Annotated in this window: 13 protein-coding genes; 8 read left to right on the top strand and 5 right to left on the bottom strand. The window is 64.1% G+C overall.

Features of this window, described 5'->3' with window-relative positions; genetic code table 11:
• Positions 1-9 precede the first annotated feature (9 nt).
• The 8 genes from IB263_RS26730 (at position 10) to IB263_RS26695 (ending at position 9,082) form a co-directional block, all read left to right on the top strand.
• Positions 10-1,341, top strand: coding sequence for an O-antigen ligase (locus IB263_RS26730; protein ID WP_034799223.1), 1,332 nt, complete (start codon positions 10-12; stop codon positions 1,339-1,341).
• A complete protein-coding gene (locus IB263_RS26725; protein ID WP_060586123.1) occupies positions 1,334-2,104 on the top strand; it encodes a polysaccharide deacetylase family protein in 771 nt (256 codons plus the stop codon). Before IB263_RS26730 ends, IB263_RS26725 begins: the two co-directional genes overlap by 8 nt.
• An 8-nt stretch (positions 2,105-2,112) precedes the next feature.
• A complete protein-coding gene (locus IB263_RS26720) occupies positions 2,113-3,357 on the top strand; it encodes a glycosyltransferase family 4 protein (RefSeq protein WP_192439254.1) in 1,245 nt (414 codons plus the stop codon).
• 344 nt (positions 3,358-3,701) lie between these two features.
• Positions 3,702-4,802 (top strand): glycosyltransferase family 4 protein, encoded by a 1,101-nt coding sequence (locus IB263_RS26715; protein ID WP_246811091.1) that lies wholly within the window; start codon positions 3,702-3,704, stop codon positions 4,800-4,802.
• 173 nt (positions 4,803-4,975) lie between these two features.
• A complete protein-coding gene (locus IB263_RS26710) occupies positions 4,976-5,338 on the top strand; it encodes a VanZ family protein (RefSeq protein WP_034799228.1) in 363 nt (120 codons plus the stop codon).
• A gap of 77 nt (positions 5,339-5,415) precedes the next feature.
• Complete coding sequence (locus IB263_RS26705) at positions 5,416-6,414, top strand: glycosyltransferase (RefSeq protein WP_192439252.1); 999 nt, start codon at positions 5,416-5,418, stop codon at positions 6,412-6,414.
• Positions 6,414-8,579 carry a glycoside hydrolase gene (locus IB263_RS26700; protein WP_113506129.1) on the top strand — a complete coding sequence of 722 codons (2,166 nt, stop codon included), beginning with the start codon at positions 6,414-6,416 and terminating at the stop codon, positions 8,577-8,579. The genes IB263_RS26705 and IB263_RS26700 overlap by 1 nt, the downstream gene beginning before the upstream one ends.
• An 83-nt stretch (positions 8,580-8,662) precedes the next feature.
• Positions 8,663-9,082 (top strand): CBS domain-containing protein, encoded by a 420-nt coding sequence (locus IB263_RS26695; protein ID WP_034799235.1) that lies wholly within the window; start codon positions 8,663-8,665, stop codon positions 9,080-9,082.
• 63 nt (positions 9,083-9,145) lie between these two features.
• Here the strand turns inward: IB263_RS26695 and IB263_RS26690 are convergent, their stop codons facing one another.
• From IB263_RS26690 to IB263_RS26670, 5 genes are all read right to left on the bottom strand, one after another.
• Positions 9,146-9,853, bottom strand: a complete 708-nt coding sequence (locus tag IB263_RS26690) for an OmpW family protein (RefSeq protein WP_060530260.1) — start codon at positions 9,851-9,853, stop codon at positions 9,146-9,148.
• A 192-nt stretch (positions 9,854-10,045) separates the two neighbouring features.
• On the bottom strand, positions 10,046-10,792 hold the full coding sequence (locus IB263_RS26685) for an ABC transporter ATP-binding protein (RefSeq protein WP_060586127.1): 747 nt from the start codon (positions 10,790-10,792) through the stop codon (positions 10,046-10,048).
• Positions 10,786-11,598 (bottom strand): ABC transporter ATP-binding protein, encoded by an 813-nt coding sequence (locus IB263_RS26680; protein ID WP_060530262.1) that lies wholly within the window; start codon positions 11,596-11,598, stop codon positions 10,786-10,788. Before IB263_RS26680 ends, IB263_RS26685 begins: the two co-directional genes overlap by 7 nt.
• A complete protein-coding gene (locus tag IB263_RS26675) occupies positions 11,595-12,446 on the bottom strand; it encodes an ABC transporter permease (protein ID WP_060521747.1) in 852 nt (283 codons plus the stop codon). Before IB263_RS26675 ends, IB263_RS26680 begins: the two co-directional genes overlap by 4 nt.
• The gene (locus IB263_RS26670; RefSeq protein WP_090295980.1) at positions 12,443-13,408 is read right to left on the bottom strand and encodes an ABC transporter permease; all 966 of its coding nucleotides are present in this window, start codon (positions 13,406-13,408) and stop codon (positions 12,443-12,445) included. The genes IB263_RS26675 and IB263_RS26670 overlap by 4 nt, the downstream gene beginning before the upstream one ends.
• Between the last annotated feature and the right edge of the window lie 154 nt (positions 13,409-13,562).

Raw genomic sequence — 13,562 nt, 5'->3', positions numbered from 1 at the left:
GCGGCCATCGTGCCCGATCTCAGCGGCAGCCCGGCCAATTCTGCAGAAACCTTGAGGGTCCGCGTCGGGACCTTCCTGTTCCTGGCCATTTCCATCTACTACTGGATCCCCTTTCATTCCTTCGTCGACCTGACCAAGGAAAGTCTGTTGGAACCGGGCGGCGACAATTCCAGCCGGCTGAACCAGATCGTGGCACTGCTGCTGTTTGCGGGCGCCTCCTGCTACGGTGTGCTGCATCCGATGCGGCGTGGGCTTATGCAGCCGCGGGTGCTGCTTGCGATCCTGCTTTTGTGGGTGCTCTTTGCCTGCCTGGTCTCCGCTCATCCGGCCAACGGCATCAAGGCGATCATCCTGACGACGATGGTTGCGGTCAACGCCAACGTCTATCTGCTGCTGCCGGCCAACGAGCGGCACTTCGCCAAGATGCTGGCGGTCTCGACGCTCGTCATGCTCGCGGTTGCCTATTACGGCGTCCTGTTCAAACCGCTTCTGTCCATTCACCAGGCCAACGAAGTGCTGGAGCCGATGCATGCAGGGCTGTGGCGCGGCCATTTCCGTCACAAGAACGAAGCGGCGGTCGCCATGGTGCTTGCCTCGTTTCTCGGCCTGTACGTCCTGCGCCGGTGGTCGAAGCTTGTCGGCCTGACCATCGTTAGTCTGGCCTTCTTCTTCCTCATCCATACGGGAGGAAAGACCTCGACGGCGATGTTGCCGGGCATTCTGCTTCTGGCGTGGCTCTTCGAACATGTGCGCTTGCTGCGCATCCCGATCGCGATCGGCGGCGTGGCCCTGTTCAACCTTTTCGCCGTCGGGTCGGCCGTCTTCCGACCGCTCGGCGAATTCGTCTCGTCGCTCGGCATCGACGCGACCTTCACGAACCGGGCCGATGTCTGGCGCTTCGCCTTTTCGGTGATCGCCGAACAGCCGTTTATCGGGCGAGGCTTCAAGGCCTTCTGGCAGACCGAGGAAGTGGTGTTCAGCGGCGGTGGCATCGAGACCTGGGCGGTTCGTGCGGCCCATGCGCACAATTCCTATCTCGAGACGCTTCTCGTCATCGGCATTCCGGGGTTGATCCTCACGCTGCTTTGGCTGGTGGTGCTCCCGCTCTATCATATCTCGCGCATTCCGCCGGCCCGGCAGCACAGCGACCTCACGCGGCTGTTCCTGCGGATCTGGCTCTATTCGATCTACAGCGCCAGCCTTGAGGCCTTCTTCTTCGATGGTCCGAATGTGCTGTGGTTTACCTTGCTTTTCGCGATTTGCGGTTTGCGCCTGCAGTCCTCGGCAGCGCTTGCAACCGAACCACGCCCGCTTGCACAAAGGATGGTGGCGCATGCCTAGTTTTTCACAGGCTCTGTCGAGGGTCGACGGCCTTGTCGACCGCGTCGCCAACCGGCTGATCTGGCGTCTCGCGTCGAAACCCCGTGACGTCATAACCGACGCGCCGCTCGTGTCCTTCACCTTCGACGACGTGCCGGACACAGCACTTCACAATGGCGCCGCTATTCTCGAACGTCACGGCGTGCGCGGCACGTTCTACATCGCCGGGGGGCTTGCGGGGCGCGTCGAAACGGATCGCACCCTGATCTCGCCCGAGGGCTGCGCGGATCTCGCCCACCGGGGTCACGAGGTCGGCTGCCACACCTATTCCCATAGCAAGATCAGGCGTTTGGGCGGAAGTGGGCTTGCCCGGGATCTCGACCGCAATGCCGCCTATCTCAGGCAAAGCGGCGTCGGCCCGGCCGCGACCAACTTTGCCTTTCCCTACAACGCCGCCTGGCCGCCGGCGCGCCGGGAGTTGGCGCGCCGCTACCGCACCTGCCGCGCGGCCGGCGAGGGCATCAACCGCACGGCCGTCGATCCGCTGATGCTGAAGGCCGTCGAGATCCGGCAGCCGGAGACGGACGCGCAGGCGCTCACGGGCTGGATCGAAGATGTCGTCGATCGGCCTGGCTGGCTCGTGTTTTTCACCCACGACATCGCCCCGCGCCCGACGCCCTATGGCTGCACGCCCGAGACCTTCGAGAACCTGGTTCGCTACGCGGTTGAGAAGGGCTGTGTCGTGTTGCCGGTCGAGCAGGCGCTCGACAGGCTCGGCTGGTAGGAGGACGCATGTCGCGGCAGGGAAACGGCGGCAACAGGCTGCTCGCCATCAACAATTACTTCTATCGCCGTGGCGGCGCGGAGGCGGTCTTTTTCGACCACATGAAGATGTTCTCGGACATCGGCTGGGACGTGGTGCCCTTCGCCATGCAGCACGAGGATAACGAAGCCTCTCCATGGTCCGAGTATTTCGTCTCCGAGATCGAGTATGGTCGGCGTACCAACCTCCTGCGTAAGGTGGTGCAGGCGGCGAGCGTCATCTACTCGCGCGAAGCGCAGAAGAACGTCAGCCGGCTGATCGAGCGCGCTCGGCCCTCCGTCGCCCATGCGCACAACGTCTACCATCATCTTTCGCCCGCGATCTTCTCGACGCTGAAGGCGGCCGGCATTCCGGTCGTCATGACCGCCCACGATCTGAAGCTCGCATGTCCCTCCTACAAGATGCTGCGTGACGGTGCCGTCTGCGAGGACTGTCGCGGCGGGCATATTTACAACGTCTTGCGTCATCGCTGCATCAAGGGGGAGACGACGCTGAGCGCGGTCGTGCTCGCTGAAACCATGGTCCACCGTGCGCTCGGTCTCTACCGCAACAAGGTGGACCGCATCGTCGTGCCGAGCAAATTCTATGTCGAGAAGCTGGTCGAGTGGGGCTGGCCGCGCGAACAGATGGTCCATATCCCGAACTTCGTCGATGTCGACGTCTATTCGGCCGACTGGGTCGAGGGCGACTATTTCGTCTTTGCCGGACGCCTGGCCCCGGAGAAGGGGTTGGCGACGCTGATCCGCGCGGCGGCCACATCAGGCCAACGGCTGGTGATCGCCGGAACCGGCCCCGAGGAAGCGATGCTGCGCCAGTTGGTTGCGCAAACCGGCGCCGACGTGACCTTTGCCGGCTATCTCTCAGGCCAGTCCCTGCATCGTCTGATCGGAGAATCCTGGGCGCTGGTTCTGCCTTCCGAATGGTACGAGAACGCGCCGATCAGCGTGCTTGAAGCCTATGCTTTGGGGCGACCGGTAATCGGCGCCTCGATCGGCGGCATTCCTGAAATGATCCGCGAGGGTGAGACGGGCATGACCGCGATTTCGGGCGACGCCGATGATCTCGCCCGCGTGCTCTCGACGATGGCCGGTCTGCCAGTTGCCGAACGCGCTGCGATGGGTGCTTCGGGCCGACACTGGATCGCCAGTGAGTTCTCCGCGGCCGCCTATCGTGAAAGAACGGTCGACCTCTACTCCAGGCTGGGAGCGGTCTGATCTCGTCCGGCATTAACGTTACGATACAATTTGTAGTAACCTGGGCTCGCCCTATGGTTTTCGGTCATTTATATAAGGGGTGAATGAAATATCTTGGCGATGATTAAGTATATCGCCCTAGTAAACGGAACGGGCAACCTTCGAGGCGACACATGAGCAGAAAGCCTGATGTTTCGCGAAGTCATCGCCAGCAACAGCCGGTGATTGCGCAGGAGATGGTGCAGACCGGACTGTCGGACGGAGCCGGCCGGTTGCCTCGGCATAGCGCCGCGCTCGCAGGCCGGCAGCATGGCCACCCCGTTCAGAGCGGCGCGCTGGCCGCGCGCGGCGAGCGCAAACGCGTGATGATGCTGGGCTTGCGCGGCATCCCCAACGTTCAGGGCGGCGTCGAGAAACACGTCGAAATGCTGGCGAGCAAGCTGCTCGGATACGGCTGGGACGTCGAGGTGGTCGGACGTCGTCGCTATCTGGAGGATCGCAACGCCTACGCCTGGAACGGCGTCGACGTCGTCCCTCTCTGGGCACCGCGCCGGATGGCGTTGGAAGCCATTGTACATACCTTCCTCGGTGTCTGGCTCGCCGCCTGGCGGCGCCCGGATGTCCTGCACATTCATGCCATCGGCCCCGCGCTGATGACGCCGCTTGCGCGCATGCTTGGGCTCAAGGTCGTGGTGACCCACCATGGCTACGACTATGACCGGCAGAAATGGGGCGGTTTCGCCAGGCGCACGCTGAAGCTCGGAGAGCGCCTCGGCATGCGGTTCTCGAACGGACGCGTGGCGATCTCGAAGGACATCGCCGAGACGATGCATGCCCGGCACCATGTCTCCATGACGCTGGTCCCGAACGGCGTCCAGGTCACTCCGCCGACCGGCGAGGCCGGCATTCTCGCGGAGTTCGGCCTGGAACGGCGGCGCTATATCCTGCTCGCTGCCCGGCTGGTTCCGGAAAAGCGACAGCTTGATCTCATCCGCGCTTTTGCCAAGTGCGACTTGGCCGATATGAAGCTCGTTATTGCCGGCGGCGCTGAATTCGAAACGCCCTACGTCAAGGAGGTGAGGGCGCTTGCGTGCGACGTGCCCGGCGTCGTGCTCACAGGTTTTCAGACAGGCGACAGACTGGCGGAACTCTTCGACAATGCCGCCCTTTTCGTTCTGCCGTCCAGCCACGAAGGCATGCCGATTGCGCTGCTTGAGGCGATGGCCTACGGGCTGCCGGTCCTCGCAAGCGATATCGTCGCCAATCAGGAGATGGAACTGGCGCCCGACGAGTATTTCCCGTTGGGCGACATCGACGCGTTGGCGTCCGGTATCGTGGAAAAACTCGCAGCCCCGCTCAGCGACGAGGAGGTGCGCGAGCGTGCGGCGCACGCGGAAGCCGCCTATAGCTGGACAAATGTGGCAGAAAGGACCGCGGCGGTGTATAGCGCGTTGCTGGCGAAATAGCCGGACGTTCGCGTCCACCGTGTCGCCGGCCGGAGCTTGCCCCGTGCGTTCACCGCGCACCGCTCTCCTCAAAAATGCGGCCGCGCCCCCGCAACGCGATGAACGCGCAGGCGCCGTCGCCGATCGTTCGATGATTGCCGTGCCTCGCACGCCTCCTGGAAGACAAGCCGACAATGACTATCAAACGCGCCGCCAGCCTCTTCGCATGGATCCTCTTTGCCGTGATCGCCTATTCGACGATGTCGCCGCTCGACCTGCGGCCCCGCATCGGGCACCTGGTCCATCTCGAACGGTTCGGTGCCTTCGGCCTGCTGGGCCTGCTTTTCGCGATCGCCTATCCGAGGCGGCTGGGGCTCGTGCTGGTTCTGGTCTTTGCGACGGCCATCGGCTTCGAGCTGCTGCAGATGGTTTCGGCCGATCGCCACGCACGCGTGACGGATGTGATGGTCAAGCTTCTTGGCGGCGCCTGCGGCGTCTTTGGCGGCTGGTTCCTTCATCGCTTTCGCTTGCCGCTGCTGCGACTGCTGGGGCGGTAAACCAAAACGCAAAATATCGCCGCTAAGATCGGCGGCAACCGGAGCAGGTCTGCGCTCCGTCGAGACTGGGGGATCGCGTGGCAGTATCCGTCATCATCAAGACGCTGAACGAAGAAAAGCGCATCGCCGCGACCATTGAAAGCGCGCTGAAGGCGCTCGAAACCGTTGGCGGCGAGGTCATCGTCGCCGACAGCGGCTCCAGGGACAGGACGGTGGAGATCGCCGCGCGCTATCCGGTCGTGATCGCACAGATCAGCCCGCCGGCACTTCCGAGCTGCGGCATCGGCCCGCAACTCGGCTTCCAATACTCGCGCCACGCGCATATCTGCCTGCTCGACGGCGACATGTTGCTGGACGACGATTTTCTCGAAGTGGCGGAAGCGTTCCTCGCCGACGACCCCGATGTGGCTGGTGTCACCGGCCATGTCCAGGAGATGCTGACCTCAAACCTCGAATTCTCCCGCCGGGTCACACGCAATTCACCAGAAAACCGGATCGGCGCGATCGACCGCATGAATGGCGGCGGCCTCTATCGCCGGGCGGCGATCGAGGCGGTCGGTTACCTCTCGGACCGTAATCTGCACGGTTATGAGGAGTTCGACCTCGGCATCCGGCTCAGAAGTGCCGGCTTTAAGCTGCATCGCCTCGACCGACGCTTCGTCCAGCATTTCGGCCACACCGACAATTCCTATCGCCTGCTCGTACGCCGCTGGAAGAGCAAGTATCTGTTCGGCATCGGAGAACTGCTGCGCGCCTCGCTCGGCCAGCCCTATTTCCTCCAGCTCATCAGAGAGCTGCCGGAGCTCAAGCTTTGGGCGCTGGTCTATCTCTGGTGGGCGGCGTCGCTTGCGATCCTGCTCTTCGTGCCCGACAAACTCCTTGCGCTCGGCATCGTTCTTGCGATCCTTGCCGGCGTGGTGGGACTGATGAGCCTGCGCAAAGGCGGTTTCAGCATGGGGCTTTATACCGTCGTCGCCTGGTTCTTCCATGCAGCGGCGCTGCCGGTCGGCTTCGTCCGGGCGCGCCGAAAGCCTGACGCGCCGATCGAAAGCAAGCTGCTCGGGGCCCCGGCATGATGCGGCGGCCATTGCTGGCAGCCGCGGCAGCGCTTGCTGCTGTCTGCTCGCCGGCGCAGGCATCGGACCAGTGGCTTGCCGTGCGGGAAATTTCCCTCGAGTTCGAGGCTGGCAGCCCTCTCGATTTTTCGTCTTTCCTGCCGAACGGCACGATCGATGCGGATCACCGCCTGGTCGCCGGTGCCGGCGGGCGGCTTGCCTTCGCGAAGTCGCCGGACAAGCCGGAGCGCATGCTCTGCGCATCGCTTGCCTGGAGCCCAGCCTCCGGCGGGTTTCCGGATCACGAAACGGCTGACCGCTACGCCCGGCAGCTGGCGATGCGCGGCTACAATCTCGCCCGGCTGCATTTCGTTGATGGCAGCCTGATGTTCGGCCGGGACCGGGATTTCGATTTCGACCCCGAGACGCTCGACCGTATCCACTACCTGCTGGCGGTGCTGAAGAAGAACGGCATCTACTGGATGATGGATGGCCTGTCGTCGCTGCGCGGCGTTTATGGCGGTTTTGACGATCGCTGGGACGATGGCGGAAACCTCAAGCTCGAGCTGTTTGTCGACGAGCGGGCGTCCGACCACTGGAAGCGCATGCAGGAGACGATCCTCGGGCGCGTGAACCCCTACACGGGCGTGGCGCCAATCCGCGACGATGCGCTCGCGGTCGTCATTCTCGCCAACGAGAACGGCATGGAGTTCGACACCGTCGTGCACGATCGGCCGGGCAAGCCGCCCTATGATCCGCAGCTTGCCAAGCCGTTCAACGTGTGGCTCGCCAAACGCTACGGATCGACCGAGGCGCTTGCCAAGGCGTGGCCTGACCTCCGCCCGGACGAGACGATCGAGGCGAGATCCGTGGCGCTGCCGGCGGACCGCTACATCCCTGCTCCGCGGCTGCGCGACCTGCAGGCCTTCTTCACCGAGACGGAAGAGGCCACGACCGCGCGCATGAGCGAGGTGCTCCGCAGGCTCGGCTACCGCGGCTTGATCAGCAACTACAACAACTGGCCGACGGTGCAGGCGTCGCTCAGCCGCCGCGGCCTCGAAGCCGTGACCATGAATACATATCACGACTGGGTCAGCGGCTACGCCCCGGGAAGCAAGACGACGCAGGTCAGCTCGATCGCCGACGGTGTTAATTATATCCGCATGATCGCGGCAACGCGCTGGCTCGACCGGCCGTTCCTCGTCAGCGAATATGATCATCTGTTCTGGAACCGCTACCGCTACGAGGCCGGGCTGGCGATGCCGGCCTATGCGGCGCTGCAAGGCTGGGACGCGCTTTGCCGACATGGCCATGGCCCGATCGTTCTTTCCTATGGCGAGCCGTTCCCGCACAAGAAGGCGATGCTGCCTTATGCCATCGCGCTCGATCCCGTCGCGCGCGCCGGCGAGACGCTGTCGGCGCTTCTCTACCGGCGCGGCGACGTGGCGACCTCAGCCGTCACCGTCCCGTTTGCGGTACGTGGCGAGGAGGATCTTTCCGACGACATGCAGGCCCGCGAACCGGAACGCCTGACGGACCTGGCGTTGGTCGGGCGGATCGGTCTTGAAGACGTAAACCGGCTCGGCGATGTGCCTGCGGTGAAGCAACCGCGCCAGCAAGACAGCGAAGGGATACTCGGCAGCCTGCGCCAAAGCGGCGCGCTTTCTGATGAAAACGGTACCAGCATCGATACCGGCATTTACCAGAGCAGCACCGGCGAGATCCTGTTGAATCGCTTTGCCGGACAATTGCGCGTCGTCACCGACAAAACGGAGGCAGCCGCCTTCTCGACGCTGCGAGAGCCGATCGATCTCGGCCTGCTCAGGGTCGAGCGGGCCGATGGCAATGGGCTCGTTGCGCTCTCGGCGCTCGATGCGGATGGAGGGCTCGCAAGGGGCCGGCACCTACTGCTGATCTTTGCGACCGATGCGCAAAACACCGGCATGGCGTTTCGCGACACCGAGGAGAAGGTGATCGAGGACTTTGGGCGGCTGCCGGTTCGGCTGCGTGAAGGCTATGTCGATCTGACGTTGGCGCGAACCGCAAAGAACTGGAGCGTTTCGCCCGTGGGCCTCGACGGCAAGGTGCATGCGCCGGTGGCGCAAGGCACGGGCGACGTCGCCTTCCGGCTCTCCAACAATGGGCCCTTCGGCCCAACCACCTATTTCCTCCTCGAATTGCGGTAAGGAGTGGCGCGGCACATCGCTGGATCAATGAATGGCCACGATGTCAGTCTATGCTCCGCCCCTTTCACGTACAGGAGGTTGAGATGAGAATATCGGAAGCCATGCATCCCGGCGCTCGCTGGATCTCTCCCGAAACCGATCTGAAGACAATCGCGCGTATCATGCGCGACGAGGACATCGGTGCGCTGCCGGTCGGCGAAAACGACCGCCTGATCGGCATGGTCACGGACCGCGACATTGCCTTGCGCGCCTTTGCCAACGGGCGGGACCCGGCGTCGATGACGGCGCGGGACGTGATGACGAGGGATATCGTCTATTGCCGCACGGACGAGACGATCGAACATGCCGTTCATCTGATGGAGGCGAAGCAGGTGCGGCGTCTGCCGGTGATCGACCAGGACAAGCGCATGGTCGGTATGCTGTCGCTGGGGGACGTCTCCCATGCGGGCAGCCAGCAATTGTCGGGCGAACTCGCCAGAGCCGTCACGGCCCACCACGTCTAAGGTCGGGCTCTACAGGGTGCGGCGCCTTTAAGAGGGCGCCGCAAGCCGTTTCGTTTGGGGTCATCAGAACCGGTAGCTGATACCGGTGCCGATGAGCCACGGATCGAGCTTGACCTTGCCGCTGACAGCACCGGCGCCGGGCAGGGTGGCGTTGACCTCCGGTTCCAGGAACAGCTTCTTCACGTCGAAGTTCAGGCCCCAGTGGTCGTCGAGCTTGATGTCGACGCCCGCCTGCAGCGCCACGCCAAAGGTGTTCTTCAGGTTGAAGCTGGAGAAATCGCCGCGGGGCTTCTCGTTGTAGAACATCGTGTAGTTCACGCCTGCGCCGACATAGGGCTTGATCTCGTCGGTGACGTTGAAGTGGTACTGTAGCGTGAGCGTCGGTGGCAGCAGCCAGGCCTTGCCGATCTCGCCGAGGCCGGCGATCGAGCCGCTGCCGCGTGCCGTGTGTGGCGTCGTGCCGAGGATCAGTTCGGCGGCGATGTTGTCGGTGAAGAAATAGGTGATGTCGAGTTCCGGCACCACGGAATTGCTGACGCCGACCTTTTCGCCGTCGAGCGCGCTGCCGTTGAGATAGAGCGTGCCCTTGTCGTCAGGCAGGACAGCCAGTGCGCGGCCGCGGATCATCCACGGGCCTGGCTCGCTTGCGAGAGGCATTTCCGGTGCCGCGACCGCGCCCGGCTCGGAGAGATCTGCCGCCGTCGCGAGCGCGAGCGGCGCCGCAAGCGCGGCGAAAAGGACGGCAGATGGCAGAATGGCGCGAGTAGGCATGATTTTCCGGACCCCCAGAAGAAGTTGAACATCGCCGGTCAGGGCGTTAGCGGCAGGGATTCTGCGGCCGACGGCACTATGCTCAACAGGGCGTCTCAGCGGTTGTCTTGGATCAATGCGCGCGCGAATCACCAAGCCCTTGGGGATAAAGGTGGATTCGGCTGAAGATGCGATATCCGCGCCAATCCCCTGTCAGGCGGGCATGCGCGGAATGCTGGCAAGAAGACGCTGTGTGTATGGGTGCTTCGGGGCGGCCAATATGTCGCGGGTCTTGCCGCTTTCGACCACCTTGCCGCGCTCCAGAATGACCATCTCCTCGCAGAGGGCCGCGACGACGCCGAGATCGTGCGAGACGAAAACCAGCGTCAGCTTCTCAGCGAGTGTCTTGAACAGCTCGACGATGCGGATGCGGGTGGAAAGGTCGAGCGCGCTGACCGCCTCGTCGGCGAGTACGATCTGCGGTCGCGCGACGATGGCGCGGGCAATGGCGATGCGCTGGCGCTGGCCGCCGGAAAACTCGTGCGGGTAGCGGTGGAGTGCATCGGCAGGAAGCCCGACCGCTTCGAGCGCCGCGGTGACCGCCTGCGTCCGGTCACCCGGGATCCGCAGCGACCGCAGCGGCTCGCAGATAATGTCGATCACTCGCTGGCGCGGGTCGAGAGAGGAATAGGGGTCCTGGAAAACCGGCTGCACGGCACGACGATAGCGCTGCATGAAGGCGCTGCTGCCGGTGTCGAGGATCTCCTCGCCGAAGCGAATGCTACCGCTCGTCGGGCGAATGAGCCCGAGCATCAGTCGCAGCAGCGTCGTCTTGCCCGATCCGGATTCGCCGACGAGACCGACGCTCACTCCCGGTCGCACCGATATCGAGACGTTGTCGAGGGTGGTCTGCTGGCGGGAATAGCCGAAGCTGACGTTTTGAAGATCGAGCATCATGATCCGGTTGCTCCCAGCGCTTCGTCGAAGAGACGGGCGGCCTCGACCAGCGTCCTGGTATAGTCGTGCTGCGGCTTGCCGAAGACCGAGCCGACCAGTCCCTCCTCGACAGCGATACCGTTCTTCAGCACGAGGACGCGCTCCACCACCTGGGCAACCACGGGCAGGTCGTGGCTGATGAACAGAAGCGCCATGCCGGTCTCGCGCACCAGCTGGTCCAGCAGCTTCAGGATCTCCGCCTGGGTCGTGACGTCGAGCGCGGTCGTCGGCTCGTCGGCAATCAGGAGCTTCGGGCGGCAGGCGAGCGCCATGGCGATGGCGACGCGCTGGCGCTGGCCGCCGGACACTTCGTGCGGGTAGGAATTGATGATGCGGTCGGGCTGCGGCAACGCCACCTTGTCGATGAGGTCGCGGACTTCGCGTTGGACCGCCTCCTTCGTTGCCTTGCCGCCGTCCCGTTCCAGACGCCGGCGAACGGGCTCGGCGATCTGTCGGCCAATCTTCATCAGCGGATCGAGCGCGGTCAGCGGCTCCTGGAAGACGACCGCTGCGGCCACGCCGCGCAGCCGGTTCATCACCCGATCTGTGGCGCCGACCACCTGTTGCCCGTCGAGCGTGATCGAGCCGGCGACAGTGATCGACGGCGGCAGCAGGCCGGTCGCTGCCATTGCCGTCATCGATTTGCCGGAACCGGACTCACCGATCAGGCCGATGCGTTCGCCGGGCCGGATTGAGAGGGAAAGGTCAGAGACCAGCGGCTTGTCGCCGGCGCGGATGTCGAGACCCTTGATGTCGAGAAGCGGCGTCATCGCGATCTCCCCCGTGTCGGATCGGCGATATCGCGCAGGCCGTCGGCTAGGAGGTTCATGCCGATGACGAGTGCGACGAGGGCGATGCCCGGCGCGATCGCGCCGATCGGCGCCGTATAGACGGTCCCTTGCGCTTCCTGCAGTAGCCGTCCCCAGGAGGCGTTCGGGGGCGGCGCACCGAGCCCGAGATAGGAGAGCGACGCCTCGGCGATAACGGCCAGGCCGAACTGCAGGGCGAAGTTGACCGAGAGTGTCGGCCAGATGTTGGGAAGCACATGGCGGAAGACGACTCCGGCCCAGGAGGTTCCCGATGTGCGCGAGGCGACGATGTAATCCTGCCGCAGCACCCGCTTGGCAAGGATGCGGGTCAGCCGCGCGACGATCGCCGAGATGGCAAGCCCGAGTGCCAGGATCGCCGACCAGAGACTGGCGCTGTCGCTTGCCGCCACCACCAGCATGGCAAGCAGCAGGGTCGGAAAGGCGATCAGGATATCGAGCGTCGCGGCCATCACGTCGTCGGCAAGGCGCGTGGCGAAGGCTGCGAGAACGCCGAGGCTGACGCCGATCGCAGCCCCGATCACAACCGCACCGGTGCCGACCAGCAGCGCTGTGCGAGCGCCGATCATCAGCTGGGTAAGCAGGTCGCGGCCCAAGCGGTCAGTGCCGAGCCAGTGCAAAAGCGACGGCGCTTCCAGTCGTCCGCCTGAGGCGTTCAATGGATCATAGGGCGTCCAGAAGAGCGTCAGTACCGCAACGGCGACGTTGAGGCCGACGAGCGCAAGGCCGACGGTAAGCGCCAGCGAGCGCCGGCGTTTCGGCGCAGAAACGGATGTACCGATCGAGGTCATGCGTTGCCTCCGACGGCCCGTTCGCGCAGGCGTGGATCGATCAGCCGTTGGGTGAGGTCGGCGGCAAAGCCGATCAGCAGCACCAGCAGGGTGGAGATGAACAGCACGCCCTGAACGTTCGGATAGTCGCGCTGCTCGATCGCAAGCAGCAGCATCGAGCCAAGGCCTGGCAGCGCGAAGACGCGCTCGACGACGACCGCGCCGAGCAAGGTCGTCGCAAGCTCGATGCCGAGGATGGAAACGATCGGCACGGCGCCATTGCGGATGCCGTGGCGAATGAGCGCTTCGGGGAAGCTGGCGCCGAGGGCGCGCGCCGTTCGCAAGTAATCGCTACCGAGAACGTCCTGCGTCGCCGAGCGCACATAGCGCAGCAGTGACGCGCCCATGACGAGGCCGATCGTCATGACGGGCAGGGCGAGCGCATAGAGCACCTGCCCCTCATTCTGCCAGCCGCGGCGGGGAAAGCCGCCCGAAGGGAACAGCCGGAAGGTGACGGCGAACAGCGTGACCAGCAGAATGCCGACCCAGAAGACGGGGATGGCGATGCCGAGCTGCGAAACTGTCGAGATCAGTCCGCCATACCAGCGATCGGCCTTGACGGCCGAGAGGATGCCGAGCGGAACGGCGATCAGGATAGCGAGCACAAAACCCATCAGCGCCAACGGCACGGTGACCGTCAACCGCGCGGCGATCTCCTCGATCACCGGCTTGCCGCTGACGAAGGACGTGCCGAGATCGAAGCGGGCGAGGCTGCCGGCAAAGCGCAGAAACTGCTGCCAGAGCGGCAGGTTCGAGCCGACCTGTTCGCGCGCCTTCTCGATCTGCACGGCATCGGCGCCGACGGAGAGAAGCGCATTGGCGGGGTCGCCCGGCAAAAGGCGCAACAGCACGAACAGCACCACCGCTGCGATCAGCAGCGACAGAAGCAGAATGGCAAAGCGGCGGACGAGATAGGTGAGAATGGCTGCATTCCTTTCTTCTCACGGGATCCGTGATCAGAGAGCTGGCTTTTGCACCAAAAAGAAGAGGGAGGCTAGAGCGTCTCTCGTCTTTGGGAGTGCCTGTGGAAGGCCTGAGAGGTGCTCGGACGAATTGGCGCGAAACGCAATCAGCCCC

The organism is Ensifer sp. ENS03 (genome assembly GCF_014852035.1).
Classification (GTDB): Bacteria; Pseudomonadota; Alphaproteobacteria; order Rhizobiales; family Rhizobiaceae; genus Ensifer; species Ensifer adhaerens.
The sequence above is the reverse complement of the archived record's forward strand: the minus strand, read 5'-3'. Positions and strand labels throughout refer to the sequence as shown.